The sequence below is a fragment of the Candidatus Syntrophocurvum alkaliphilum genome, assembly GCF_009734445.1.
In the GTDB taxonomy this organism is placed as follows: domain Bacteria; phylum Bacillota; class Syntrophomonadia; order Syntrophomonadales; family Syntrophomonadaceae; genus Syntrophocurvum; species Syntrophocurvum alkaliphilum.
Map to the genome: position 1 here is coordinate 1,942,159 of NZ_CP046457.1, position 26,975 is coordinate 1,969,133.

The window sequence follows — 26,975 nt, forward strand, 5'->3', positions numbered from 1 at the left end:
TTGTTTTTTGTTTTTTTATTTGTCTAGCATTAGGTCTATGTATTTTAGGATGCCGTTTGCTATTCCTTCGGCTGATATTTGGCGGAAGGAGTCTTTTTTTAGTAGTTCTTCTTCTGTTGGGTTGGTCATGAAGGCTACTTCTACTAAGGCTGATGGCATTTCGGTTTCTCTTAGTACTGCGAAGTTTGCCTGTCTGGTTCCTCGGTCCATTCTTCTTATTTGTTCTACTAGTTCTTCTTGTATTAGGTCTGCTAGTAATGAACGCTCTATTTCCTGTTCATATAAGCTTGATCTGTCTTCTGGGGCATAGTAGAAGGTTGTTGTACCATGCCTGTCTGACATAGGATGAGCATCAGCATGTATGGATACGAATAAGTCAGCTTCTTCGTCATTTGCCATTTCAGCGCGTTCATATAATCCTACATAGGTGTCATCTGTTCTGGTCATTATTATGTCTATGCCTTCTTCTTTTAGTATTTCTTCTACCATTAATGAAATATCTAAGGCTACTTCTTTTTCGGTTAGGCTTCCAGAGTAGCCTATAGCTCCTGGATCACTCCCACCATGTCCAGGGTCTATGACTACAGATATTTTTTCATCCTGCGGTTCTGATTGACTAGGTGGTATTACTGGATCTTTTGGAAAAAGTATAACATTTATTGCATCTTTGTTTGAGCTTTGGGTTATTTGATAGTCTTTTATATCTTTTAGGTTTATTTTTAGTTCTGTGTTTACCGGATCAGTTGATTGATTTACATCTATATTAGATGCTCCTGCACCTGATAATCTATAATTACTGTCTGCTGCACCTTTATAGGTACCTGGTAAGTCTAAATATAGTTTGTCGCCATCTTTTTTCTCTTCGTATTTCATTTCACTGATTGAGTTTATAGCTAATACATGGTTACCATTTCTTAGGGTCATTTCCCTGATTGTCTTTATTTGTGATGGTATTGTAAACACTTGTTTATTGCTATTTTTTTCCTCTGATATTTCATAGTCATAGACTTTTGGCATATCTACAGTAACCCAAGTGGTGTCATCTCTTGTTATTGCATTTATAGGAATACGTTCATCTCTGCCACTTCCTAGATAGAAACTAGTTTCTACTCTTCCGTCTCTAGTTTTTACTCCTTCAAAGGTAAATACTATTTTTTTGCCATTGTCTCTTTCTACTATATCAGGAGTTATACCTGAAGCGGTTTTCATTACTAGACGATAGCCATCAGAAGTAAGTCGTGTTGATATGTTTATTTTACCGTCTGATACAGGAGCGCTTTCATCACCACTTAGGTTTAGGCTTTCTTTGTCACTAATTGGTTTATCGGAATCATCTACTGGGGTTTCAACTGGTTCGGCTTCTTTTTCGTCATCTCCTTCTACTTCAGTTACCCAGCCTTCTACCCATGCTAGTCTGCCACCTCGGCTTACTTGGTACCAGCCGTCCCTTTCATCTACTACTATCATTCTATCACCTGAGCGAGCAGTAGCTATGCTTTCGGAGTCTGAAGAGGGGCTGGTTCTTAACTCTACTTCGTCTCCGTTTACATTTACGTATTTGGGGTTGTGTTTGGTGGTGTCTCCATCTATGGTTACTGTTCTAGTATCATTATCCCAGTCTACTTCTCCACCAAATGCTTCACCTACAAATCTTAGTGGAGCTAGGGTTCTGTCTTGTACTATTTTTGCAGGAACGTCTAGTTCCCATTTTTCGTCATTAACTGTTGGTTCGGTAGAGCCTATGGGTAGTACAACTACGGTATTGTTTTTTACTGCTGTTACGGTACGAGTGTCGTTGTCCCACTCTACTACAGCTCCCATGGCCTCGAATATGGCTCTTAGTGGTACTAGGGTGCGACCGTTTTCTATTATGGGGTCTACCTCAAATGTTTTTATTTCCCCATTTATTAGCACTGTTGGTATTTTATCAGCCGGTACTGGTGTAGATGTTTCTTCTTGTATGGTTTTTACTAGCCAGCCAGCTATGTATGGTGTATCACCGTTTTCTAGTTTTACTTGGTACCATCCGTCTTTGGGTTCTGATATTACATTTAATATTGTGCCTCTTGATACTTCGTCAACTTTATCATAGCTAGTGTCAGGGCCACTGCGAAGGTTTACTGAACTAGCGGTTACTTCTATTTTTCTTAGGATTTCTATGTCTTTTTCTTGCGGTTCTTGATTTTCGGGTTTAATTATTTTTACTAGGTCAGCAAAGATATAGGCTTCACTGCCATCGGTTAGACGTATTTTTAGCCAGTCACCCTGATCTTGGATAAGTGTATATGTATCACCTTTGGTGGCTTGGTCTAATGATGAGTATGTAGTATCAGGACCAGTGCGAATGTTTACTAGGTCTCGGTCTACTTCTATTTTCAGCTTTTCATTTATATTTACTAACCATTCAGCCACCCAGCCGGTTAGGTTATCGGTTTGGATTTTGTACCAGTCATCTGAGGTATCGATTACTGTTGTTTCGGTGTCTTTTTGTATGCTTCCTACAGTGTCGTAGTTAGTACCTGGGCCTTCGCGAACGTTTACTATACTACCAGTAATTATGCCGGTTTGGGCAAGGGCTATGGGGGTTAGGATGGTGGTTAGTATGAAAATTGTTAGGGTTGTTAGGGTTATTAGTTTTTTTATTTGCATTTTTTGATCCTTCCTTTTTTCTAAATAATTTTGAATTCTTAATTTTTAATTTTTAATTATGGGTAGGAAACTTGGGTTTCCTTTTTTATTTTATTAATAGACGCGGACTTCGCAGATTATTAGGACGAACGCGGCCATTTTTTGTTATTTTACGAGCTTCGCTCGTCTTTTTATAAATGTCTGTGTTAGTCTGTCTAGTCTGTGGGGGTCAGCGTCCTTGATTGCGACGCAAGGAGCATCAGTGTGCTCTGAGAGTATGTCTATTTAGTTTTGTGGTTCGCTGCGCTCACTTTTTTGTAGATTCTTTTCTTTTGACGAATTTTTTTTGTAAATGTTTTCTTGTTTTAGTATTTTTGTTTAACTATTCTTATTTGACATATATCGGTAATTTCCTGCGTGTTCTTTACTGGAAATTTGAGGAAGTGTGATAGGGTTTGTTTCTCCCTGTATTTGTATACATTTTTTTGTGGTAATTCTTTCATTTTGCTTTAAAATTTTTCAGAAAATTCAGGGGGGCAGGTAGATAGTGTTCTGTGCTATACTTAGAAAGGTGAGCATATTTTGTCTGTTGTTATTGGGTATTTTTTGTGTTAATTATAAAAAAATAGTTTTATTTTAGTATTTTAAGAGGAGGCTTTTTGGAGATGATTGACGAAAGAGGAAGGCTTTTTGGATTTATTAATATAGTTGATTTAGCAGTTATTTTGTTAGTGGTTTTGTTAGCTGCTGGGTTTCTTTATCGAGGACAGGCTACTGAGATAACTGCTGAACCACATATGGTTAGGATAGAGGTTGTAGCTAATAATATTTTTCCGGGAGTAGAGGAGAGTTTGCAGGTGGGTGATCGTTTGGTAGCTGCAGGTGCGATTACTGGTGCTGAGATTACTGAGATGGAGGTAAAGGAAGCTAATTGGGTGACTACTGATGCTGAGGGTAAGATGCATTTGGAGACTAATCCTTTTAGAAATGATATTCATCTTACTATAGAGGGGCCGAGTACGCAGATAGGTCCTTCACAGATTAATTTTGCTGGGCAAGAGGTAAGAGCAGGGATAGAAGATTTTTATGTGAAGACACAGGTGGTTGAGGTAAAAGGGAATATAGTTTCGGTGGAAGTGCTGGAGTAGGGAGAGTTGAATTTTTAATTCTTAATTTTTAATTGTGGGTAGGAAACTGAGGTTTCCTTTCCCTATTTAACGCTTCGCTTTTTTTGTGATTGGAAAGCTTTGCTTTCTTTCCTTAATTAAAAATTTAAAATTCAAAATTCAAAATTATAATATTTACTAAATACGGAGAGTTCAATGGTCAATTATGATGATAATGTAAATACAAGTAAAAATGCTAGTCCTGTACATGGTTGGGAATTGTATTTGATTGTTCTTTATGTGGTTTTGGACTGGTTTTTTAGGCATGTGGCTTTTACTTTTATGGCGGGGCCTTGGGATGAGCTTTTGTTTATTTTTATTGTAGGGGTCTGGATTATACGGGCTGCTATTTATAGGCTAAGGCCTGAGGGGTCTCCTATGTTGGTTCCTATTATGCTGTATGTCGGGGTTATGGTTTTTCTGGTGCTTATTAATTCACCTAATTATGCCATAGCTATTGAAGGGTTGCGAGTCATGATCCAGTTTATTTTCTGGTTCTTTTTGGCTTATAATCTGGTGTTTTCTCGTGAGCATTTTAAGGGACTTATAGATTTCTTTTTACTTATATGTGTGATTGTTTCGTTTTATGGTATTTTGCAGTATCTTTTAGGTGTAGAGATGCCTGCTGGTTGGGTAGATAGTGCTGAGGCTACTATTACCACTAGGGTTTTTTCTATTATAGGTAGTCCGAATATTTTGGGTAGCTTGATTGTTTTGAGTTTACCTATTGCATTTGCGCTTTATTTTATAAGTAATAATTTACTTAAGAAGGCTTTGTATGCGGTTGCTATTTTGATACTGGCTGGGTGCTTGGTGTTTACTTTTTCACGTGGTGCTTGGTTAGCGTTTATTTTAGCAGCGTTTTTCTTAGGTATTTGGGTTGATAGGCGTATTATTTTGGGTATGGTTATAGTTGCCTTTTTGACCCCTACGTTTATGCCTACGGTTTATGATCGGATGGCTTATATGTTGAGTAGTGATTATATTGAGTCTTCTGAGCGTGGTGGGCGTTTGGGGCGCTGGGAGGTTTCTTTGAATCATTGGCGAGCTTCACCTGAGGTTGGAGTTGGCTTAGGGCAGTTTGGGGGAGCAGTAGCTGCTCGGAATTTTCCAGAAGAAAGCTTTTATGCTGATAATTGGTATATGAAGGTAGGGGTGGAGACTGGTATGGTCGGTCTCGGTGCTACTCTGCTTTTATTTGTATATGGACTAAGGCAAGCGCGGAGGGCGATTGATGAGACTGAGGATGAGTATATGCGCTATTTGGGCTTGGGTATTTTGGTTGGACTTATAGGAGTGCTGGCGCATAATGTGGTAGAGAATGTTTTTGAGGTGCCGATGATGAGTAGTTATTATTGGTTTTTGTTGGGGCTGGTGATGGCATTGCCGAGGATTAGTGAGCGGAGGATAGACACTGGTTCGCTACGCTCACGCACTGATTTAACAGACTAACACTGACTTTTATAATTTTTAATTTTTAATTCTTAATTGTGGTTAGGAAACTAGCGTTTCCTTTCATTTATATTTTTTTACGCACCCTTCGGGTACAACTGATGCTCCCTAATGGTCGCAATTAAGGATGCTGGTTCGCTTCGCTCACACGTTGGTTAGTTTATTTTATAATTTGGAAAGCTTTGCTTTCCTTCCTTAATTAAAAATTAAGAATTCAAAATTAAGAATTCTTATACTTGGGGTGTTGATTTTGGATATTGTTTGTGTTTCTTCTGTGGATTGGGAGCCTTTGTGGACTCGGAAACAGCAGATTATGTGGAGGTTGCCTAAGGAGCATAGGATTTTGTATGTGGAGCCACCTATTTCTTTTTTGTCACCTTTTAAGGATCCGGATGTGGGTTTTAAGAAGGATATGGCTAAAGAGGGTGTGCGGCAGTTAAGTAGTAATATATGGCTTTTATCACCACCGGTTACACTTCCTTTTGGTAGTCGTTTTCCGGGGTTTAATTCTATTAATCAGAATAAAATAGCTAAATCTATTCGTGGGGCTATGAATGAGCTTGGTTTTAATAAGCCGGTTTTGTGGACTTATTTACATACTAGTGCTGATTTGTTAGGAAAGCTGGATGAAAGCTTTGTGGTTTATGATTGTGTAGATGAGCATTCGGCTTATGATGGATTTAATGCTAAGTTGGTTAAGGCCATGGAGAAAAGGTTGCTCAAGGAATCTGACATGGTTTTTTGTACAGCTAGAGGGCTTTATGAGGATAAGAAACCGTACTGTAGGGAGATCTATCTTTCTCCTAATGCAGCTGATATAAGGCATTTTAACAAGGCTTTTAGTGCTGACACTCCGGTTGGTAAAGAGGTTTTAGATTTACCTAATCCAGTTTTGGGGTTTGTTGGTGCTATTAAGGAGTGGATTGATTTAGAGCTGATTAAGGAAGTGGCTTTTAGGTTCCCTAATGCTTCGGTGGTTATGATTGGACCAGTGGGAGCTAATGTAGATATATCAGATTTTGACGATATAAATAATGTTTATTTTTTAGGACATAGGAATCGTGAAGTATTGCCACAATATATTAAGGGGTTTGATGTGTGTTTAAATCCTTTTAAGGAAAATGAGTTAACTGCTACTGTTAGTCCTTTGAAGTTTTATGAGTATTTGGCTTCTGGTAAGCCGATAGCTTCTGTGCCGATGCCTGAGATTATGGAGTTTGAGGGATTAGTAGAGTTTGGGCGTGGTAAGGAAGGGTTTGTAGATGCTATTAGGAGAGCTTTGGAGGATAGTGAGGAGAAAAGAGAGGCTAGGCTTAAGAAGGCGGAGGAAAATTCGTGGGAAAGCCGGGCGGAGTTTATGATTAGTCGGATTGAGGCGAGGTATAGGGAGAGGGTTGAATAGACACTGACTCACTGCGTTCGCACACTGACGTGACTGACTTACGCTGATTTTTTTAATTTTTAATTTTTAATTTTTAATTTTTAATTGTGGTTAGGAAACTGGTGTTTCCTTTCATTTTGTTTTTTTTGACACTTGTTCGCTTCGCTCACGGGTTGATATATTGGAAAGCTTTGCTTTCCTTCCTTAATTAAGAATTAAGAATTCAAAATTGATTCTGCTGCAAAAAGTAACTACAACAAACTTAAGGCTGAGCAAACATGTTTATCTAAGTCCCGAATAGCAAGGCGTGGTGCATAGATCACGGCTAAGTATAAATAAAAAATCATTTTAGATAATAAGTGCTAAGCTAAAATGAAGGTAAAGACCGATGAGTGGCGTGATAAACATGTTTGCTCAGCCGATTCCATACTCTAAGTTTAGCTTTTTGCAGTGGAATCAAAATTCAAAATTAAATGCTTGTGCTTTTGTGCACATGTTGGGTAAAATATGTTTATGGTTTCATAATATAAATAAGTTGAGGTAATTGTGTGACAGGAAAACCGTCTTGGTGTCACGCACCTTGCCAATAATTGGAGGAATTGATTTAGATGAAAAAGGTTTGTATGTTTGGACTTGGATTTGTAGGTCTTCCTCTGGCACTTAGCTTCTCTATGAGGGGTTGTGAAGTGGTTGGAGTTGATATTGAGGCTGATTTGGTTGAGGATTTGAATAATGGGGTTACTCATCATTTAGAAAATTATGAGGGTAAGCCTATTCAGGAGATACTTAGTGAGCAGTTGGCTGCTGGGCGTTTTAAGGCTATTGCTAACGGGGCTGCTGCTATGCAAGAGTGTGATAATATTATTGTTACTGTGGGAATACCAGTTGAAGATTATGAGCATGATATGACTCCTTTGATAGAGGTTTGTCGTACTGTGGGCCAGGGTCTCAAGATGGGTGATTTGGTTCTTATTAGGAGTACGGTTATACCGGGGACTACTAAGGATATTATTATGCCACTTCTGGAGAAAGAGAGTGGACTTAAAGCGGGAGTGGACTTTTATCTAGCTTATTCTTCTGAGCGTATTGCTGAGGGTAAGGCTTTTCATGAGTTTGAGAATATGCCGGCGGCATTGGCTGGGATTAATCCCGAGAGTACACAGAAGGCTTTTGAGCTTATGTCTATAGTTACTAAGGCTCCTATAGCTCAAGCTAGTCGTATGGAGGTTGTAGAGGCTGCTAAGGTTATGGAAAATATCTCTCGTGATGTGGATATAGCTATGGTTAATGAGTTTGCTAAGTTTTGTAAGGCAATGGGTGTAGATATTTTTGAGTTAGTTAGTATAGCTAATACTCATGATAGGGTTAATTTGCTTACTCCGGGACCGGGTGTAGGTGGATATTGTTTGCCTAATGCTTTGTTTTATCTGCTTCCTAAGGCTAAGGAGTTGGATGTTAATTTAGAGCTTTTAAGTACTGCTCGCAGAGTAAATGAAGATATGCCACGTTATGTTGCTAATTTGGTGTTGCGTAATTTACCAGTTGCACCGGGACTTGCGAAAATAGCTGTTTTTGGGTTAGCTATGAAGGATTATTCTAATGATGATAGAGTAAGTCCGGCTCATTCTGTGGTGAGTAATTTGATAGATGCTGGTTGTGAGGTAAAGGCTTTTGATCCGGCTGTACCTGAGGATTATGATTTTAAGGTTGATAGTATAGAAGATGCAGTTAAGGATGCTCATGGGATTGTTGTTTTGACAAAGCAAAATGGGATTGATTATATGGATTTGGATAGGTTTTATGGTTTGATGTCTAAGGAGGGTACTCCGTTTATTGTGGATACGAAGAATTTGTATGAACCGGAGTTAGTTAATGGGAAGGGGTTTAAGTTGGAGAGATTGTAGGTGCCCCTCCCTTTGGTCGGGGAATTTTGAATTTTGAATTCTTAATTTTTAATTAATGTAGGGAAACTTGGGTTTCCCTTTTTTTGTGGGTTGGTTTTGGATTATAATGAGTAGATAAGTGTTATTTAATTTTTAATTTTTAATTTTAAATTCTTAATTATGGTTAGGAAACTAGCGTTTCCTTTTCATTTATTATTTTTTGACACTGACAGGCACTGACTTGACAGACTAACACAGACTTTTTTTATTGTTGTTTTTAAAGCTTCGCTTTTATATAATTGGAAAGCTTTGCTTTCCTTCATTAATTCAAAATTAAAAATTAAAAATTAAGAATTACTACTACAGTATCGGAGGTTGGGTTTTGTCTAATCAGTCTATAGCTAAGGCTGCGGTTGTGATATTGGCTTTTAGTACAATTGGTAGGCTTTTGGGCTTTGTTAGGGAACAGGTTATTGCGGCCCAGTATGGTACTAGTGTTTATACTGATGCTTATGTTATGGCTTTTACTCTGCCTAATTTATTATATATTATTATTGGTGGGGCACTGGCTACTGCTTTTATTCCAGTGTTCACTAGTATTGCTGTGCAAAAGGGAGAAGAAGAAGCTTCTCACATGGCAAGCTCGGTTATAAATTTGACTATTATCGGGATGGTTGTTGTTTCGATTATAGGGGTGTTAATTGCTCCTTTGTTGGTTGCTATAATTGCTCCGGGGTTTGAACAAGAAGCTCGAGAGTTAACTATTGAGCTTACGCGGATTATGTTTCCAGCTGTGCTGTTTTTGGCTTTGTCTATGCTTATTGGAGGTATACTTAATTCTTATAAGCGGTTTGCAGCGGCAGCATTTGCACCGGTAGCTTTTTCAGGGATTATTATTATATCTGTTTTTACTTTAGTACCTCTCATGGGGATTTATGGATTAGCTTTAGGGACTGTTTTAGGTACGGTTGCTCAGGTGGCTATTCAGCTTCCTTTTTTAAAGAGGCTGAATCTACGGTACAAACTAGAAGCACAAATAAAAAATCCTGCTATAACAAAGATGGGAGAATTGATGTTTCCTGCTATGATAGGAACTTCAGTTAATCAGCTTTATGTAACTATAGACCGAATATTAGCTTCTGGGCTGGCTACTGGAAGTATTGCGGCACTTAATTTTGCTAATAAGTTGATGTTTTTACCTTATAATCTTTTTGTTATGGCTATTAATACAGCGGTTTTTCCAAGTTTGAGTGAACAGGCTGCTAAGCAGAAGTTTGAAGATATGGGTAGAACTACGGTTTTTGGCTTGAATTTGGTGGCGTTTTTTACTATACCGGCTGCTATAGGGATATTTGTTTTGTCGGAGCCATTGGTGCGTTTGCTTTTTGAGAGGGGAGCTTTTGATGCTCATTCTACCGAACTTACGGTTTTTGCTTTGAATTTTTATTTAATTGGCCTTTTTGCCCAAGGAGCATTTCATGTTTTGAATCGTACTTATTTTGCCATGCAAGATACTAAGACACCAGTAAAGATTAATATTTTTTCGGTGTTTTTAAATTTGATTTTTAGTTTGATTCTTATCCGCTATTTAGCTCATGGTGGACTTGCTTTAGCTACTTCACTAGCGGCTATTTGTAATATGATACTGGTGTATTCCTTCTTAAGGCGTAAGCTACCTACTTTACCTGAAAGACAGTTGTTTTTCACTCTGGGTAAGGTGCTTTTTGCTTCTGTGATTATGGGAGTGGCGGTTCATTTTTCAAGTATGTATTTGGTAAGTCAATTAGCTATGGTTAGTTTGTGGGATCAGTTGGTACATATTTGTGGAAGTATTTTTATAGGGGTTTTGGTTTATGGGTTGGCTATTTTGCCGCTTAAGATTGAGGAAGTGGAGTATGTTAAGGATAGATTTTTAGAGAGGTTAGCGCGTAGATAAAGTTTAAGGGACGAGGTGGTGTTTATACTTACGCCACCTCGTCCCGTTGTCTTACCTGTATCCTTCTGGGCCTGCATCATGGCCTGGACTAGGGAGTTCGCCCCTGTTTATTTGGTCTTCGTCTTCTGTTTGCTCATCTGAATCTTCTTCGGGATCTCGTATTATTATTTCTTCTTCAGGGTCAGTATCCCTTGGTGGTGTTGGTCTTGGCTGTGGGTGTGGGGATTCTCTTACCACTGCCACAGTTTCACCATCAAACATACTTGATAATGCCCTTTGTGCATGGGATTGATCTGCTATCCAATAGCTTATTTTTAGGTTGCCTTCATCATCCCATTTATCTAAAAAGTAGCCGGGAAGTGTTTGTGTTATTATTGAGTCACTGCTAAATCCTGGCGCCCAGCTTGCCATTCTAATCATGTCTGTTGTACCAATATCGGTTTCTACGTAGTCGTTAATTTGTCTGACAAGGCTTGGCAGTTTTGTTATGGTTCTTGGTTGTAATACTTCATCTGCTAATGCCTTTAAGAATTTTTGTTGCTTTTCAACACGATCAATGTCTCCATAGTAATAGTCTCTATATCTTACAAATGCTAATGCTTGTTTTCCATCTAGTTTTTGCTCCCCTGGATATAAGTCTATGCCTTCAGCTGGTTTATACATTCTTTGGCCTACTGTTATATTTACTCCACCAAGTGTATCTATTACGCTTTCAAAGCCACTAAAATCCATACTTACATAGTGGTCGATGTTTACTCCCATAAGGTCTTCTACAGCCTCAACTGCATACTCTGATCCTCCAGCAACAGTAGCAATACTTATTTTATCCAGGTGACCACCTTTTATAGGATATCTAGTATCACGTGGAATAGATACTATTGCTACTTTTTTAAGTTTGGGGTCAACTGATACTAGCATCATGGTATCTGAACGGGATACGGTTTCCCCTGGTCTAGCATCAAGTCCTAATACGAGAATGTTGGTTCTGTCTCCATCTATTTTATTTTCTTCTTCTTCATCATCTGCTACTACATTGGTTGGGGATACTATAAAATTGTTGGCAATCCAAGCTCCTGCACCAAAGCATAATCCAAATATTAGTCCAGCCATTAACATAAAGGAGAGCAGTGCTTTAGTTTTTGATTTTTTATTAGATCTTTTTTTTCTGGTTCTTGACATTAAGTATGCACCTCACATATGATTCCTTATTATTATATTATGAATTTACATGTATATCTCTAGTTTCTGTTTGTTGTTTGGTAGTTTGGGTATCACCCTTTACCATGCCTATTTTTTCTGCTCCCAAAACTATTATTAATAACAGTAAAGCTAATATTAAGCTGGCATTGGGACTGTTTATAAAGCTTAGGGTTATGGCTGTGGCTCCAAAGAAACCACTTATTGCGTATATGACCAATACACTTCCTTTGTGACTTAGCCCCATAATCATTAGACGGTGATGAAGATGGGCTTTGTCTGGTTTAAATATGTGGGTCTTGTTATTTATTCTCCTGATTATAGCGAAAAATGTATCAAATATGGGTATACCTAGTATTACTATGGGAATAAATAATGATATAATAGCTGCACTTTTGGCTAATCCCATTATAGCTAAACATGCTAAAACAAAGCCTAAGAAGTTTGATCCTCCGTCACCCATAAATGTTTTAGCTGGGTGGAAGTTATACGGTAAGAATCCTAGTATAGCTGCAACGAGTATAAATGCTGCTAAGGCTACTATTAGCTGACCTTGGGTTAAGGCAACAACACCCATGGTACAGGCTGCTATGCCAGCTACACCTCCCGCAAGTCCATCTAAGCCGTCAATAAGATTTAAAGCATTGGTTATACCTACTATCCATAGTAATGTTAGTGGGATACTTAGATAGCCTAGATTTAGCATTCCATCAAATGGGTTAGTTACAAAACTGACTATCACACCAAAGTATATTGCTATCCCTGCCGCAATTATCTGTCCTATTAGTTTTACTACTGCTGATAAACGGTATATGTCATCTAGTAGGCCTATTATAAATATTAAGGAAGCTCCTAGTAGTATACCAATGATGGGTCCTGTTACATCTACTACAAAAAGCATTGTGATTATAAAACCTAAAAATATTGCTAAACCACCTAGTCTAGGCATGAGATTTTCGTGAACTTTGCGATTATTAGGTTTATCTATGGCACCAATACGATGCGCGATTTTTATTGATACGGGTACTGCTATATATGTTATGCAAAACGCTGCTAGTATGGCAATTATTATTGTTGTTGTCGTCATGATTTTAACCTAACCCCCAACCTACATATCTAGACTAATTCTAACACCGGCTACAGCTCTTGTCCATATGGCAAAGAAAGGAATGGCAAAGTTTGTCAATAGCCCTTAGCTTTTTATTCGTTTTTTGTCTATATTAGATATATACGCTTAGTTTATTTGAAAACTTTCAGAGTAATTGTTAATTTTGTAATTATATATGGTAAAATACGACACAATATTGCTAGAGGAATTTAGTTAGATAATAATGTTTTGTCTAGACTATTATAATTTTGGGTTTTTAATTGGTTTGCGAAAAGCTAAAGTTAGACTATGGAATCAGCTTAGCTAACATGTTTATCACGCCACTCATCGGTCTTTATCTTTATTTTGGCTTAGCACTTATTATCTAAGATGATTTTTTATTTATACTTAGCTGTGATCTATGCACCACGCCTTGCTAATCGGGACTTAGATATACAAGTTAGCTAAGCCTTAAGTTTTTTGTAGTTACTTTTTGCAGTAGAACCTTAATTATATTTTAATTTTTTCTTAATTAGTTGTTTCACACTTATTTTAAGGGTAGTATGATTATTAAGACTTATATATTGGTTAAGGGGCTTTTTTATGAAGATTTGTTTGTCGGGGTATTATGGTTTTGATAATGCTGGGGATGAAGCATTGTTATCGGCTATAACCTCAACAATTAAGCAAATAGATGATTCGGCTGAATTTGTGGTGTTTTCTGGTTATCCAGAAAAGACTGCTGCTTTGCATGGTTTGAAAGCAGTTAGTCGGATTAATCCTTTTGTGATTATAAAGGAGCTCTGGCAAGCTGATTTGCTAATAAGTGGTGGGGGTAGTTTGTTGCAAGATGTTACTAGTTCTCGTTCCCTTCCGTATTATATAAGTATTGTTTTATTGGCAAAGCTTTTACGTCGGCCTGTTATTTTTTATGCGCAAGGAATTGGACCAATTAATCGCGGGTTTAGTAAGTTTCTTATGCATCATATAGCTAATAAGGTTGATTTGATTACTTTGCGGGATAATGATTCTATTAGTCTTTTAAAGGAAATGAATATTACTAAGCCACCGATAAAGGTTACTGCTGATCCTGTTTTTACATTAGAGCCATCTGAGACGGATTATGAGAGGGCTGATAGTGTGCTAAGTGGGTTTTTCCCTGATGTAAGTAATGTTATTGGGGTTTCTGTTAGGAAATGGAGACCTTTGGAGGGGTATCAGGAGCTTTTGGCTAAGGTGTTAGATCGTTTGGTGCAAAAGGGATATAATTTAGTTTTTGTGCCTATGGATTACCCTAATGATGTTTATGAATCGCATAAAGTGGCTAATTTAATGACTGAGAAGGCTTATGTGATTGAAGATAATTTGAGTAGTTTTGAGCATATAGCTTTGATTTCTAGGCTTGATTTGATGATAGGAATGAGGCTTCATTCTTTGATTTTCTCAGCTAGTAGGGGTGTACCTTTTGCTGGTATTTCATATGATCCTAAGATAGATGCGTTTGTAAATGCTTTTGGTTTAGAGCCTTTGGCTTTGGATTATGATGAGATGAATGGATATATTGATCGTTTGTTAGAGGATAAAAGTATGCGTGATGGGGTGAAACGGCGTTCTGAGGAGATGAAGACGAAAGCCGAGGAAACCGCGCATTTGGCATTGGGGTTGATGAAATGAGTCAATGTGGACGGAGTGAAACAGGGGATGAAACAGGGGACGGTTCTTTGTTCTAACTGTTGGCAGTTAGAACAAAGAACCGTCCCCTGTTTCACTCAGTTAGTTCATCATATATTATTTCTACTTCACGGGTCATGTTTTGGACTGTGAAGTTGTTTATTTTTTGGGTGGCGTTTTGCGCTATGGTTTGGGATAGTTTTTCGTTTTGGCATAGTTTGATTATGGCATCGGCTAGAGCTTTGTAGTCTTGGGGTGGTGTTAGGATGCCGTCTTTGCCATCTTCAATAATTTCAGGGATTCCTCCTACATTTGATGCTATAACTGGTGTTTTAAAGTACATTGCTTCGAGGACTACTAGCCCTAGGCCTTCCATAACTGATGGAACACATATAATGTCTGAGATCCGATAAATGTCTTCTATTTTGCTATAATAGCCTGGCATTATGATATTTTTGTCTAGGTTCAGTTTGTTTATTAGCTGCTCTAGTTCGCTTCTGAGCTCACCTTCTCCAATTATTAAGAATTGGGCATTTATGTTTTTTTCTATTACTTCTTTTGCAGCACGAATAAAGTATTCATGGCCTTTTACTGGGTGGAGCCTAGCCACCATGGTAATAGTTTTGTTTTGTGGGTTAATCTCTAGCTCTTTTTGGACTTTTTCTTTAGGGGTGTTTGATGTAAATTTTGCAGTATCTAGTCCACTGTGTATAACTTTAATTTTATTTGCAGGAACATTCATAGCCATTATTTCATCCTTTATGGAGTTGGATATGGCTATAAATTTATTTGTGTGTTTGTTGGTGAGCATAGTGAGCCTTTTAGCAAAGATAGATGTTATTTTGTTATTATAGTCATAACGTAGGGCACTATGAAATGTAGTAGCTACTGGCAGACCTTCTTTGTGGGCTGCGATGCGGGCTACTAAGTTTGCTCTTACCCCATGGGTATGGACTATGTCAATTTTGTTTTTTACAAGGTATTCTTTTATGGGGTTTATGGTTGACAAATCAAGCTTATGTTTCATGGGAATAGTGCTGGCTTTTAGGCCTTCTTTTTTTGCCAGCTCAACAAATGGGCCATGACATAAGCATATGAGATGTGGGTCGTATTTTTCTTTGTCTAGGAGCTTCATTATGGTTAGAACTAGTTCTTCTGCTCCCCCTATTTCCCCTCCACCTATAAGGTGAAGTACCTTTGTTTTATTCATACTATGCTCCCTTTTTGGTGTTTCTATCTTTATCTTAGAGTACTAAAGTTTAATAATTATAACTTAGTCAGTTTTTACCCACCAGGTGAAAAACGAAATTATCTTACTTCCTTTGAAAAGGTCAGGGATTATTTTTAGTAATGGTAGTGTTAATGCTGAAAATGCTATAAGTAAGTATACTGCTGTTTTTAGCTTGGTATAGTCGTTTACTATTGCATCAATGGTTAGAAATGCAAATATAGCTATACCTATAATAGCTAAAAGGTTATTTAGGATAATACTGTTTTTAAATATTTGGATAGTTTTGTCACCTGTTTTGTAAAGTCTTTTTAGTATTAGGTCTAGGGCTCGTTTGCTTAGTTTATAAAAAAATGAGCTCTGAAAGTAGTTTTTTTCTACTGGTCTGCTCATAACCATCCAACCGAAAAACCAACTACCACTTATGAGTTTATATAAGAAACTATTATAAAAGTATTTCATCTTTATATAGTACACATCCTTTTGCTTAACATACTACCACACATATTAGTATAGCAAATATACTATCAATCGAGCACTACCAATCAATTGGAAATTCTAAACACAAGGAGACTGTTCTTCTGTGGTATTTTTGTTTTCTCGATCCGATTTACAGTGCTATGCCACAGGAACCAGCAGCTGTGTCGTTGCATCACCGATTATTTACGTAAGCTGAGGATTAATCTTGATTTTAATGGCTCTTTTAGGTCTTTTAGCTTTTCGTTATCTATTTTAAGAATGTCTATATTGTATACACTCATTTTCATAGCTAGTTCTTGTGCAGTATATCCTTTTTTTCTACGTAATTCTTTGATTGTTTTGTTTCTATTAATAAGTTCGAAGAGCATTACATCACCTCAAAATTGTTGGTAGACGGTAGTTAGATGATTAGCATCTTTATTTTAGTTGGTAAATTAAGCATTTGTTAATTTTTTCCATATCTATGCGCCCTTTTCCTAAGGTTATGGTAACATGTCTGGCAAACGCTAAAAAGCAGAGATTCATTCTCTGCTATGGTTATCTTTATGAAGTTACATAGAGGGTGGGGGCAAGGGGCGAGGAAGCACGGGGACGGTTCTTTTGCTTCCTTTTGGAAAAGGAAGCAAAAGAACCGTCCCCGTGCTTCCTCTGTAGTTTTAGTCTTCTTTTTTCCTTAGGGTTGGGAAGAAGATTACGTCTCGGATGGATGGGGAGTTTGTTATTAGCATTATTAGGCGGTCGATTCCGATGCCTAGACCTCCTGCTGGGGGCATGCCGTATTCTAGTGCGTTTATGTAGTCATCATCCATCATATGAGCTTCTGCATCTCCAGTGGCTCTTTTTTCTACTTGACCTTGGAAGCGTTCTTTTTGGTCTATGGGGTCATTTAGCTCGGAGAATGCGTTGGCTATTTCTCTTTGCATTATGAAAAGTTCAAAGCGATCTGTAAATGCAGGGTTATCTGGGTTTCTTTTCGCTAGTGGCGATATTTCCACTGGGTGACCATATATGAATGTTGGTTGTACTAGCTTGTCCTCTACAAATGCTTCAAAAACTTCGTTTATGATTTCCCCACGAGTGGTGTCAGCTTTTACTTCCATTTTTAAATTTTTAGCCTCTTGGCGGGCTTCTTCGTCTGTATTTACGTTGTTAAAGTCTACATTGGTATATTCTTTTATAGCATCAAGCATGGTTAGGCGGCTCCATGGGGTACTGAAGTCTATTTCGGTGTCCTCAAATTGTACTTTAAAGGAGCCGTTTACTTTGTTTACTACTGATGAAATTAGCTGTTCTGTTAGTTCCATCATTACATCAACATCTGCATAGGCTTGGTATAGCTCTAGCATGGTGAATTCTGGGTTGTGTTTGGTTGATATTCCTTCGTTTCTGAAGTTACGGTTTATTTCATATACTTTTTCAAATCCACCTACGATTAGTCTTTTTAGGTAGAGCTCGGGAGCTATGCGAAGGTACAGCTCCATGTCTAAGGCATTGTGATGAGTTATAAATGGGCGCGCAGCAGCTCCCCCAGGTATTGGCTGCATCATGGGAGTTTCTACTTCTAGAAATCCTTGATTGTCTAGGAAGCTACGCAGTTCTTTTATTATTTGGCTACGCTTGATGAATACGTCTTTAACTTCGGGGTTTACTATTAGGTCTACATATCTTTGTCGATAGCGTAGTTCTACGTCTTTTAGACCATGCCATTTTTCGGGTAATGGGTTTAGGGATTTGGATAGGTATACCATGTCTTTAACGTATATGCTTTTTTCACCTTTTTGGGTTAGAAATACGTTTCCGTTAATACCTATGATATCGCCAATATCCATTTTTTTGAATAATTCGTATTTTTCTTCACCTATGTCGTTTTTTCTAAAGTAGAGTTGTATGTTTCCACTAATATCCAATATGTTTGCAAATCCGGCTTTGCCGTGTCTTCTTTTGGACATGATTCTGCCGGCTATGGTTACGGATTCGTCTTGCATTGATTCGAAGTTGTCTAGTACGGTTTTTATGTCATGGGTGCGCTCAAATCTTTGCCCAAATGGGTCAACTCCTAAGTCGCGTAGTTCATCAAGTTTTTCTCGCCTAACTTTTTTCAATTCATTTAGATCTTGTTGTTCTGACAAGGTTTAAACCTCCCCCTAAATACTATTAATTCTTAATTCTTAATTCTTAATTTTTAATTTTTAATTATGGTGGGGAAACTATGTTTCCCCTAAATTGTACACATAATTATAATGGAAGGCTTTGCTTTCCTACCTTAATTAAGAATTCAAAATTAATAATCAAAATTAGCCCGAAGGGCGTATTCTATTTTTCTACATTAATAATTTTATATTTTATTATGCCAGCTGGTGCTTCTACTTCTACTTCTTCACCTACTTTTTTACCGATTATTGCTTTACCTACAGGTGATTCGTCTGATATTTTCCCATCTCGTATTCTTGATTCGACAGTTGAAACAACAGTAACCGTAACTTCTCTATTTGATTTTAAGTCTTTTAGGGTTACTTTTGATCCAAGTGAGACTATATCTGTTCTGACATCTCCTTCTTCCATTAGTCGTGCATTTTTTAGTGTTTTTTCTAATGATGCAATTCTTCCTTCTATAAATGCTTGCTCATTTTTGGCGTCTTCATACTCAGAGTTTTCCGATATATCTCCAAAAGCTATAGCTTGTTTTATCCGTTCTGCTACTTCTTCACGTTTTACTGAGGTAAGATGCTCTAGTTCATCTTCAAGCTTTTTTAAACCTTCCTTTGTAAGTAGAATTTCTTTTTCAACTGCCATTTTGAATCTCTCCTAACTTATTTACTTATAAAAAAGCGAGGCTTATGCCCGCTTTGATCCTCGAATATGGGATATGATGTTTCGTCGCAAATTCTTTATGGTATTATATAGAGCTCAGATTCCATTGTCAAGAAAACAACTCCCATATATCAAGGTCATCTGCAACTTGTTTTATTTGCTCAAATGTGTTTTTTTTGACTTCTTGGACATTTGTTAATCCTTTATTTTCTTCATAAGGATTATTTATTCCTGCTTTTGATATTAAACAGCTTTCTAAAACTGGAGCAAGGTTATATAAGCTTGAGTTAAGCCCAGATTTTTTTAGCTTTTCCTCTAGCTCTAATGATATACCCTGTCTGTTATCAGTTAGTTTTATAAAAAAACTGTCGGGAGACGCTACGGTATATCTTTGGTATTGTGGTTCGAATATAAATATTAGGTCTCCTTTTTCCCAAGTGCTAGGTGTAACAAAACTAGTACTTACAGCCACTCCTTTGTCATAGAGCAAGCGATACGCAAATTGTTCGTATTTAGATGGATAAAAGTTTTGTAGTGATACAGGTATACTGTAATCACACAGTTTCTCAATAAAGATGTCTAGATCGGGGATTATACCCGCAATAATTATTCGTTTTACTTCCCTTTTGGAAAGCATTTGTTCTAAGTAGTTAATAGATAAGGCCTTTATAAAATTATCCCCAAATACCATGGAAAAATTGTTGGATAATTCATGAAAATTACTTTTTAGCCTACGATCTACTGCTAGAGTGTTTAATGAGTATTCTTTCATTATTTTGCTAGATTTATTAAGAACCTGTTCCTGTGTGTTTTTGGTAAGTTGATTCCAGTTGTCATTTCCTAATGGTAATATTAATTTACAGCCCTTTGATCCGACATCTTCTAAATCTAGGAGGTTTTCTACCCTTGGTGAAAAAAATAAGGGGGCTAGTTTGTCCAGAATTAGTTTCTGATATACTAGCCCCTTTTTTTCTTTTTCCATCATATTTAATATTGCAAAATCAAGGTTTAACATGTTATCTCTCCAAGTCGATAACCCCCGGATGCATGTCTAGTTTGTCTAGCATTTCTATATAATCTTCTGGCATTATTTGGTCTAATGGTTTGGATATAAGTGCTACCATTAGAGCTTCAATAACGTTAGTGCCAAATGATCGCCCACCCATATCTGGTGTAGTGGTTATTACTTTTTTGATTCCACGCTGCTTTAAAATCTCTAGATCATTTTCGGTAGTGGTATTGGTTATGACTTTTTTTCCTTCTAATTTTTCCGGGAGGTATCTTCTAATATAGTTGAAGTCACCAGCTAAAATATCTGCTTCATAATAATATTTTGAATGTTTAGGAATTATGACATTTTGATCTTCTCCCGTTGGATAAAGTTTTTCAAATGGCATTCTAACAATATATGGAGCTATGGCTTTTCCTATTATTCTTAGTGAGGTTAATGAACGTAGTGGAATGGGTATGCCAACTGTATACATTAAATCTCCTATTATAAGTTTAGCTCCCACATCATTAAAGGCTTCGGCCATGCCAAAACGATCAACGGCACATACCATAAGCACTTTTTTGCCTTCTATTTCTAAAATACCTTGTTCGTGGACATCCTTTATGCATTTACGTTCTAGGGTGTTTTTGAGACCACTTCCATCTACCATAGGAGTTTTGCGGGCTTCGTTAACTAGTAGTTTAGCATCTTTTATAGTGTATTTTTTTCCAGCAATATAAATGTAGAGGTCTATTCCTCCCATACCAAATGCATTAACTTTCCCATCAAGTCTTCTAATTAGCTCAATTGCTTTATCCCAGTCGCCATCTGTTCCAATTCTCTCAATACAAAATTTTTGACCCAAAAAATCAGTTTCATAGGCATGATCTCTTTTGGAAGAACCTAGGCTTACACTAACTACATGCTTCATACATTACCTCCTAACTGACCAGAGGGAAGGCTCCTTAGTTTCTGCCCTCTAGTTGTGCTAACCGCTATCTTGCTGCTTTTACTGATCTAAGTATTTTTCGTATTTCTGTGGGGTCAACCCATTTGTCTTCTGTAATGGGAGATGAACCTATTTCAATTGATATAACCTGGTTATCCATCATGTTTTCTATAAGCTTTAACCTCTCATCTGATCCGATACATATTACTATTTCATATGCACGCACTTTAGAAATAAGCTCCATTAGTTCGTTAAGCAACTCTTTCCCTGAACGTTGTTCTACATAGTCTAGCCGTTCCTGTTCTGTAAATATGAGTATAAAGTCCACGCCTTCTTTTTCTAGTATTTGTTCGATTTCTTCTTTATTGGAGATGGGAAATCCAACACAAGCTATTGATTGACCTTTTCTAACTTCACCAATCCTTTCTAAACGAGATATAAAAGTTCTATCGATGTCTAGACGATCAGCAACCTCCTGCTGGGAAAAACCTCTAGTCCTCATCTGTAAAGCCTTTTTTAATCTGCTCTCAATTTTTTGCCAGCTGATTATTTTGTCCTGAATACGTAAAAATTCCACAGTAATCAGTCTCCCTTTTCATCTTGCGCACAACATTGTTCACACTGTTACTTAATTTTATCACCATTCAAAGCAAATGACAAATTTGAGAAGTCATGAGACTTTGGTGGAGGGAGGGTGGAGAGGATTAGGTGGCACTGGAGGAAGCACGGGGACGGGAAGCACGGGGACGGTTCTTTTGCTTTTTCTCTTGCTTTGGTGACTTACCTTCTCTGGAAAAGAGTGGTTGCATGTGATAGCATACAGGTAATGATTTTTAGGCATAGTGACTGATAAAATCGATGTATAAACTTTTGTTGGTAAATATTTGCAATTGCTGGTTTTTATTTATAAGTCCCTTAATAGGCCGGTGAAAAGTTTTTTACTGGTATGGGAATAGTATTAAAAGGTTATTAATAAACTTAGTGTCTAAAGGACATAAAAGCTTAAAAGAGGAGATTTTATATGAGGCTTAAACCAAGTCAGCCTTTAGCTGAAAAAACATTAAATGTGTGGATGATTACCGCTTTTTTACAGTGGATTTTAGTTTGGTTAGTCCCTGTTGGTTACTTATGGGCTGCACAACGCTTTGATTGGCCTTTTTGGGTTTTGTATGTGATTTTTGCATTGATTATTGTTTTAGGAATTATAGCTATATTTGTATTGCCAAGGTTGCAGTGGCAGCGTTGGCGATATGAGGTTTATGATAATGAAGTGGAGCTTATGTATGGGGTAATTATTGTTACTAGAACGATTATTCCAATGATTCGTGTTCAACATGTTGATACTAAGCAGGGGCCTCTTTTAAGGAGGTATTGTCTTTCTTCGGTGACTATTTCTACGGCTGCTACAGTTCATGTAATACCAGGACTTAATGAGGAAAAGGCTGATCATTTAAGAGACCATATTGCAAAATTAGCAAGGGAAGCTGATCCAGATGAATGATTGGAAAAGACAACATCCGGCTGCGGTATTTATTAGTTTTTTAAGTAATTTAAAAGAAATGGTTATTAGTTTGATTGCTATATTTGTATTAGGACAAACTTCACCAGGTTTAGGGTCAAATTTTTATTTTGTGATAATGGGAGTTATTTTATTTTTATCTCTTGTTAATGGTTTTTTTAAGTGGTGGACTTTTAAGTATCATTTGGTTGGTAATGAGCTAAATGCAAAGCAAGGTTTAATCTTTCGCAAGAAAAGGTATATACGTAAAGAGCGGATTCACAGCATAGATATAAATGCGAAGTTAGTTCAACGGTTATTTGGGCTTGTGGAATTAAGAATTGAAACTGCTGGTGGAGGGAATGAGCCAGAGTTTAAAATAATAGCTTTGGAAAGAGAAGAAGCTGTAAGGATTAAGCAAGAGTTGTTGCAAAAAGAGGTAAGGTATTTTGAGGATGTTTTAGCTGATAATGAGCATGAAGATATTGAGGATGGAGCTGTTGTTGATAGTGACGAGGGTGTTGCTGGCGCTGTTGAGGAGCTGCCTAGTTTTAGGTGGGAGCTTAGTGGTGACAGACTATTAATTGCGGCAGCTACGTCAAGTGGTGTAGGTATTGCTGCTACTTTTATCGCAGTAATTGTATCTCAGGCTCCACAGTTTTTACCAGAAGCAGTTATTGAGGAATATGTTCGTTGGTTTATTCAGTCTAGTATTTTGATGATTGGAGCACTTATAGCTTTTATTTTGTTTGCTGCGTGGTTGTTTACTGTGGTTACTACTATTTTAAAGTACGGTTATTTTACTATTGAGAAAAGGGGTAATGATATACATATTTCTCGTGGGGTTCTAGAGCAGCGGCAGCTTACCCTTTATGCACAGAGGATTACGGCAGTTAGAATTGTACAAAATCCACTGCGTCAGCCTTTTGGTTTTGTTGCAGTTTTTGTGGAAAGTGCTGGTGGCGGTAGGCAGGATGAGGATTTGTCAACTATTTTAGTACCGCTGTGTAAGAGAAATGAAGTGAACTCGATTTTAGAAGAAACTATACCTGATTTGGCAATAGACCCTGAGTATGAGGGATTGCCTCGTGAAAGTCTTAGGCGTTATTTGTTTAGACTTTTGATCCCGGCATTGATAGTTGCAGGTGTGGTAAGTTATTTATCACCTTATGGGTGGATAGCAATCGTTCTGCCACTAATAGCTGTTTTGGTTGGTATATGGCAATACAAAGATGCAGGAATAACTCAGGTTGGAGATATTTTGTGTCTAAGAAAGAGGGTTTTTTCTAAGTTAGAGGTTATTGTACCTCGTAAGAGAATTCAATCTATGATGATGACGCAAACGGTTTTGCAGAAGTTTGATGACCTTTATACAATACATGTGTCTATTTTATCTAGTGTTACTGGAAAGACTTTTTCTGTGCGACATATAGGACGATGGCAGAAAGAAGAAGCTTTAGGGTGGTATTCGTATGAGGTGAATGATGGTAGTCGTATTAATGATTTGGAATTCTAAAGATATTGAGCACATTAAATAATACCTCTTAACTTAGATGTTTAAGAGGTATTATTGAATGTGATAGGCACCTTACTAAATTAGAATTAAGGAAGCACGGGGACGGTTCTTTTGCTTCCTTTTTACAACTTAAGGAAGCAAAAGAACCGTCCCCGTGCTTCCCCGTGCTTCCCCGTGCTTCCTTGTCTTTTCCCTATTAAACTTTTATTTTCTTCAATGTTGATATCATTTGCTCTTTGGTTTCTGCTTGGTTTATTTCTCCTCTTAGTTTGGCAGCACCATTAAGGCCTTTGGTGTACCATGAGAAGTGTTTGCGCATTTCTCGTACTGCTATGTGTTCGCCTTTGTAGTGGATGGTTAGTCCTAGTTGGCGTATGGCAGTATTGATAATTTCTTCTGTAGTTGGTGGTGGTATTTTTTTGCCGTTTTCTATTAGTTCTACTGCCTCTCTTAGTATGAAGGGGTTTCCCATGGCTGCTCTGCCTATCATTACGGCATCACAGTTTGTGTAATCTAGCATTTTAAGGGCGTCCTCTGCAGACCATATATCACCATTGCCTATTACGGGTATGCTTACGGTTTTTTTAAGGTTTTTTATGCAATCCCAATCAGCTTTACCAGAATAGAATTGGTCTCTGGTGCGTGCATGGAAGGCTATGGCTGATACGCCTTCTTCCTCGGCTATAGTTGCTAGTTCTATGTATTTAAGCTGGTTTTCATCCCAGCCTTTGCGCATTTTTATAGTTAACGGAACGTTTATAGCATTTTTAACACCTTTGATTATCTCCCTTACTCTAGGAAGATTACGCATTAAAGCTGCCCCTTCTCCGTTTTTAACTATTTTAGGAGTTGGACAGCCCATGTTTATATCTATTATTTTTGCTCCTAGTTCTTGGACTTTTACTGCAGCTTTTATCATTGGTTCTACTTCTGAGCCAAATATTTGTACTGATACAGGTGGCTCTTCGTCAGTTGTATCTGCTATAGCGGCAGTTTTTGCTTGGGAATATATTAATCCCATGTCACTTACCATTTCGGTATATGCTAGACCACAATTATAGGATTTGGCTATTATTCTATAGGCTTTATCTGTTACGCCTGCCATGGGAGCTAATACAACTCGGTTCTTTATCTTAATATCTCCTATTGAAAACATTGTTACCCCCGATTTGTTTCATATATCAAACGTAAGCCATTTAGTGTTAAAAGGTCATCTACAATGTCAATAGAGTCAGTTTCTTTGGCGATTACTTTTGCTAATCCTCCTGTTGCCACTACTTTAGCTGTTTGATAATTTGTTTCTTTTTTCATTCGTTCTATTATACCTTCTACCTGCCCAACAAATCCATATATTATTCCTGCTTGTATGCTCATTACTGTGTTTTTTCCAATTAGGCTTTTGGGTTTTATTAATTCTACTCGAGGTAGTTTTGATGCCCTTGATACTAATGCTTCAGTAGATATTTTTATTCCTGGTGCGATAGCACCGCCTAGATAATCACCATTTTCATTGATTACACAAAATGTTGTTGCAGTACCAAAATCTACAATGATTAGTGGGCCTCCATATTTGCTATATGCAGCTACGGCATTAACTACCCTATCAGCTCCCACTTCACGAGGGTTATCATACTTTATAGCTAAACCAGTCTTTATGCCAGGTCCTACTACCAGTGGTTTTATGTTGAAGTAATTTTCAAGCATTAGTTCTAATTCGCCCATAAGGATAGGTACTACAGATGATATTACTGCTGCTTTTACCTGCTTCATTTCATGTTTATGGTAATCAAATAAGTCTTTTAGCATCATTCCATACTCATCAGCTGTTCTTTGGGTATCTGTACGTATTCGCCAATGTGTAAGGAGGTCTTTGCCCTTAAATATTCCTATTACCATATTGGTATTACCCACATCAAAAACTAATATCATTATTAAGACTCCCCTCTTTTTATCCGTGTTTTGTTTAGATGATTATACTGCAATACCAAAAAACTATCTTTGTTGTTTACTTCAGTCTTTGTAGCTTCGACAGTCCTTGATGGTTTCAGCAGCTTGTACTGCCCTTAGCACGGCTTGTTTTAAAGCTTCTTGTGCGAGGTATCCAACTACATTAATATCTGCTTGCAAGTCTCCTTTAGATAGCGCAAAAATTGTATCTCCATCACACATGGTATGTATTGGATTTATAACTCTAGCTAGTCCATTGTGTGCCATTTGAGCGATTTTAGTCAAATTGCTTTTATTAAAGGATGCATTAGATGCTACTACTCCAATGGTAGTATTAGTTCCTATATAGTTTGAAAAGTCTACATTAGCCATTTTTTTATATGCTTCTTCAGTACCTATTATTTTACCACTATCATCTCTAACTCCGGCAATTATTTTGCCATTTTGCGTATTAAATACATCACCAAATGCGTTTACAGCTACAATAGCACCTACAATCACGCCATTATCAAGCTTTATGGAATAAGTTCCTAAGCCGCTTTTTGTACATTTATCTTTACCGTTTATTTTTCCAACAGTTGCACCTGCTCCTGCTCCATAGTTTCCTTCTTTTACATCTATACCTGCTGCTTGGCATGCAAGATAGCCCATTTGTTTGTCAGGACGCTTAGTGTGATCACCTATAGCTAAATCAAATAATACTGCACCTGGTATTATAGGGACAACTGTAGGACCCACATTATAGCCAATGCCTTTTTCTTCGAGAAATTGCATTATGCCTCCGGCAGCTTCTAATCCGTATGCACTACCTCCTGTAAGGAGTATGCCGTGGACTTTTTCAATCATGTTTATAGGAGAAAGTAAATCCGTTTCTCGTGTTCCTGGACCAGATCCTCTAACATCAACTCCACATGTAGCTCCTTTATCTCCCGTAAGTATAACAGTACAACCTGTTAATGCATTTAAGTCTTCCTGTGAACCAACAGTAATACCTGGAATATCGGTAATAGAGTTTGGCATAAATCTTCCTCCTTGTCTAGAATAGCAGTAGAGCAGGGGAGGGATTGGAACAGGGGACTCTGGAACAGGGGACGGTTCTTTGTTCTACCGCGGTAGAACAAAGAACCGTCCCCTGTTCCAGAGTCCCCTGTTCC

At 37.6% G+C, this 26,975-nt stretch carries 22 protein-coding genes; 8 read left to right on the top strand and 14 right to left on the bottom strand.

The annotated features are described in order from the left end of the window. Positions 1-15 precede the first annotated feature (15 nt). Positions 16-2,649, bottom strand: coding sequence for an N-acetylmuramoyl-L-alanine amidase (locus SYNTR_RS09310; protein WP_156204258.1), 2,634 nt, complete (start codon positions 2,647-2,649; stop codon positions 16-18). Positions 2,650-3,293: 644 nt separating this feature from the next. On the opposite strand from SYNTR_RS09310, the gene SYNTR_RS09315 reads away from it, so the two are divergent. From SYNTR_RS09315 to murJ, 5 genes are all read left to right on the top strand, one after another. Then, entirely contained in the window at positions 3,294-3,776 is a 483-nt protein-coding gene (locus tag SYNTR_RS09315) for a DUF4330 domain-containing protein (RefSeq protein ID WP_156204259.1), read from the top strand. A gap of 174 nt (positions 3,777-3,950) precedes the next feature. Further along, a complete protein-coding gene (locus tag SYNTR_RS09320; protein WP_156204260.1) occupies positions 3,951-5,246 on the top strand; it encodes an O-antigen ligase family protein in 1,296 nt (431 codons plus the stop codon). A 370-nt stretch (positions 5,247-5,616) separates the two neighbouring features. After that, a complete protein-coding gene (locus SYNTR_RS09325; protein ID WP_243140179.1) occupies positions 5,617-6,648 on the top strand; it encodes a glycosyltransferase in 1,032 nt (343 codons plus the stop codon). 587 nt (positions 6,649-7,235) lie between these two features. Then, positions 7,236-8,531, top strand: a complete 1,296-nt coding sequence (locus SYNTR_RS09330) for a nucleotide sugar dehydrogenase (RefSeq protein ID WP_156204261.1) — start codon at positions 7,236-7,238, stop codon at positions 8,529-8,531. A 361-nt stretch (positions 8,532-8,892) separates the two neighbouring features. Further along, positions 8,893-10,446 (top strand): murein biosynthesis integral membrane protein MurJ, encoded by a 1,554-nt coding sequence (gene murJ / locus SYNTR_RS09335; RefSeq protein WP_197079095.1) that lies wholly within the window; start codon positions 8,893-8,895, stop codon positions 10,444-10,446. A 51-nt stretch (positions 10,447-10,497) separates the two neighbouring features. Here murJ and SYNTR_RS09340 read toward each other — a convergent pair whose 3' ends face one another. Together SYNTR_RS09340 and SYNTR_RS09345 are read right to left on the bottom strand one after the other, a co-directional pair. After that, a complete protein-coding gene (locus tag SYNTR_RS09340; protein WP_156204263.1) occupies positions 10,498-11,625 on the bottom strand; it encodes an LCP family protein in 1,128 nt (375 codons plus the stop codon). 37 nt (positions 11,626-11,662) lie between these two features. Then, positions 11,663-12,730 carry a glycosyltransferase family 4 protein gene (locus SYNTR_RS09345; RefSeq protein ID WP_156204264.1) on the bottom strand — a complete coding sequence of 356 codons (1,068 nt, stop codon included), beginning with the start codon at positions 12,728-12,730 and terminating at the stop codon, positions 11,663-11,665. Between the two features lie 603 nt (positions 12,731-13,333). On the opposite strand from SYNTR_RS09345, the gene csaB reads away from it, so the two are divergent. Continuing rightward, positions 13,334-14,404, top strand: a complete 1,071-nt coding sequence (gene csaB / locus SYNTR_RS09350; RefSeq protein ID WP_156204265.1) for a polysaccharide pyruvyl transferase CsaB — start codon at positions 13,334-13,336, stop codon at positions 14,402-14,404. Positions 14,405-14,495: 91 nt separating this feature from the next. On the opposite strand, the gene SYNTR_RS09355 is transcribed toward csaB, so the two are convergent. From SYNTR_RS09355 to SYNTR_RS09390, 8 genes are all read right to left on the bottom strand, one after another. Then, positions 14,496-15,611, bottom strand: coding sequence for a glycosyltransferase family 4 protein (locus SYNTR_RS09355; RefSeq protein ID WP_156204266.1), 1,116 nt, complete (start codon positions 15,609-15,611; stop codon positions 14,496-14,498). Positions 15,612-15,674: 63 nt separating this feature from the next. Next, the gene (locus tag SYNTR_RS09360) at positions 15,675-16,091 is read right to left on the bottom strand and encodes a hypothetical protein (RefSeq protein WP_156204267.1); all 417 of its coding nucleotides are present in this window, start codon (positions 16,089-16,091) and stop codon (positions 15,675-15,677) included. A gap of 197 nt (positions 16,092-16,288) precedes the next feature. Further along, complete coding sequence (locus SYNTR_RS09365; protein ID WP_156204268.1) at positions 16,289-16,477, bottom strand: transcriptional regulator; 189 nt, start codon at positions 16,475-16,477, stop codon at positions 16,289-16,291. Positions 16,478-16,765: 288 nt separating this feature from the next. Next, positions 16,766-18,238 (bottom strand): lysine--tRNA ligase, encoded by a 1,473-nt coding sequence (lysS, locus tag SYNTR_RS09370; RefSeq protein ID WP_156204269.1) that lies wholly within the window; start codon positions 18,236-18,238, stop codon positions 16,766-16,768. Between the two features lie 184 nt (positions 18,239-18,422). Continuing rightward, positions 18,423-18,902 carry a transcription elongation factor GreA gene (gene greA, locus SYNTR_RS09375; protein WP_156204270.1) on the bottom strand — a complete coding sequence of 160 codons (480 nt, stop codon included), beginning with the start codon at positions 18,900-18,902 and terminating at the stop codon, positions 18,423-18,425. A 127-nt stretch (positions 18,903-19,029) separates the two neighbouring features. Next, complete coding sequence (locus SYNTR_RS09380) at positions 19,030-19,935, bottom strand: hypothetical protein (RefSeq protein ID WP_156204271.1); 906 nt, start codon at positions 19,933-19,935, stop codon at positions 19,030-19,032. Position 19,936: 1 nt separating this feature from the next. Then, the gene (locus SYNTR_RS09385) at positions 19,937-20,842 is read right to left on the bottom strand and encodes a quinate 5-dehydrogenase (RefSeq protein ID WP_156204272.1); all 906 of its coding nucleotides are present in this window, start codon (positions 20,840-20,842) and stop codon (positions 19,937-19,939) included. Positions 20,843-20,906: 64 nt separating this feature from the next. Beyond that, positions 20,907-21,437, bottom strand: a complete 531-nt coding sequence (locus tag SYNTR_RS09390) for a helix-turn-helix domain-containing protein (RefSeq protein ID WP_156204273.1) — start codon at positions 21,435-21,437, stop codon at positions 20,907-20,909. Positions 21,438-21,881: 444 nt separating this feature from the next. Between SYNTR_RS09390 and SYNTR_RS09395 the strand changes: the two genes are divergently transcribed. After that, positions 21,882-22,361, top strand: a complete 480-nt coding sequence (locus tag SYNTR_RS09395; protein ID WP_156204274.1) for a PH domain-containing protein — start codon at positions 21,882-21,884, stop codon at positions 22,359-22,361. Further along, on the top strand, positions 22,354-23,874 hold the full coding sequence (locus SYNTR_RS09400; protein ID WP_156204275.1) for a PH domain-containing protein: 1,521 nt from the start codon (positions 22,354-22,356) through the stop codon (positions 23,872-23,874). Before SYNTR_RS09395 ends, SYNTR_RS09400 begins: the two co-directional genes overlap by 8 nt. 196 nt (positions 23,875-24,070) lie before the next feature. Here SYNTR_RS09400 and dusB read toward each other — a convergent pair whose 3' ends face one another. The 3 genes from dusB to SYNTR_RS09415 all read right to left on the bottom strand — a co-directional run bounded on the left by dusB (position 24,071) and on the right by SYNTR_RS09415 (position 26,841). After that, on the bottom strand, positions 24,071-25,030 hold the full coding sequence (dusB, locus tag SYNTR_RS09405; protein WP_156204276.1) for a tRNA dihydrouridine synthase DusB: 960 nt from the start codon (positions 25,028-25,030) through the stop codon (positions 24,071-24,073). Between the two features lie 2 nt (positions 25,031-25,032). Further along, positions 25,033-25,803, bottom strand: a complete 771-nt coding sequence (locus SYNTR_RS09410) for a type III pantothenate kinase (protein ID WP_156204277.1) — start codon at positions 25,801-25,803, stop codon at positions 25,033-25,035. Positions 25,804-25,884: 81 nt separating this feature from the next. Further along, the gene (locus SYNTR_RS09415) at positions 25,885-26,841 is read right to left on the bottom strand and encodes a P1 family peptidase (protein ID WP_156204278.1); all 957 of its coding nucleotides are present in this window, start codon (positions 26,839-26,841) and stop codon (positions 25,885-25,887) included. Positions 26,842-26,975 lie beyond the last annotated feature (134 nt).

Coding starts and splice junctions, on each gene's coding strand:
- dusB (WP_156204276.1), bottom strand. CDS start 25,030: ATGTTTTCAATAGGAGATATTAAGATAAAGAACCGAGTTGTATTAGCT.
- csaB (WP_156204265.1), top strand. CDS start 13,334: ATGAAGATTTGTTTGTCGGGGTATTATGGTTTTGATAATGCTGGGGAT.
- SYNTR_RS09330 (WP_156204261.1), top strand. CDS start 7,236: ATGAAAAAGGTTTGTATGTTTGGACTTGGATTTGTAGGTCTTCCTCTG.
- greA (WP_156204270.1), bottom strand. CDS start 18,902: ATGGCAGTTGAAAAAGAAATTCTACTTACAAAGGAAGGTTTAAAAAAG.
- SYNTR_RS09310 (WP_156204258.1), bottom strand. CDS start 2,649: ATGCAAATAAAAAAACTAATAACCCTAACAACCCTAACAATTTTCATA.
- SYNTR_RS09355 (WP_156204266.1), bottom strand. CDS start 15,611: ATGAATAAAACAAAGGTACTTCACCTTATAGGTGGAGGGGAAATAGGG.
- SYNTR_RS09365 (WP_156204268.1), bottom strand. CDS start 16,477: ATGCTCTTCGAACTTATTAATAGAAACAAAACAATCAAAGAATTACGT.
- SYNTR_RS09410 (WP_156204277.1), bottom strand. CDS start 25,803: ATGATATTAGTTTTTGATGTGGGTAATACCAATATGGTAATAGGAATA.
- SYNTR_RS09395 (WP_156204274.1), top strand. CDS start 21,882: ATGAGGCTTAAACCAAGTCAGCCTTTAGCTGAAAAAACATTAAATGTG.
- SYNTR_RS09380 (WP_156204271.1), bottom strand. CDS start 19,935: ATGTTAAACCTTGATTTTGCAATATTAAATATGATGGAAAAAGAAAAA.
- SYNTR_RS09400 (WP_156204275.1), top strand. CDS start 22,354: ATGAATGATTGGAAAAGACAACATCCGGCTGCGGTATTTATTAGTTTT.
- SYNTR_RS09415 (WP_156204278.1), bottom strand. CDS start 26,841: ATGCCAAACTCTATTACCGATATTCCAGGTATTACTGTTGGTTCACAG.
- SYNTR_RS09320 (WP_156204260.1), top strand. CDS start 3,951: ATGGTCAATTATGATGATAATGTAAATACAAGTAAAAATGCTAGTCCT.
- SYNTR_RS09315 (WP_156204259.1), top strand. CDS start 3,294: ATGATTGACGAAAGAGGAAGGCTTTTTGGATTTATTAATATAGTTGAT.
- SYNTR_RS09360 (WP_156204267.1), bottom strand. CDS start 16,091: ATGAAATACTTTTATAATAGTTTCTTATATAAACTCATAAGTGGTAGT.
- SYNTR_RS09340 (WP_156204263.1), bottom strand. CDS start 11,625: ATGTCAAGAACCAGAAAAAAAAGATCTAATAAAAAATCAAAAACTAAA.
- SYNTR_RS09385 (WP_156204272.1), bottom strand. CDS start 20,842: ATGAAGCATGTAGTTAGTGTAAGCCTAGGTTCTTCCAAAAGAGATCAT.
- SYNTR_RS09345 (WP_156204264.1), bottom strand. CDS start 12,730: ATGACGACAACAACAATAATAATTGCCATACTAGCAGCGTTTTGCATA.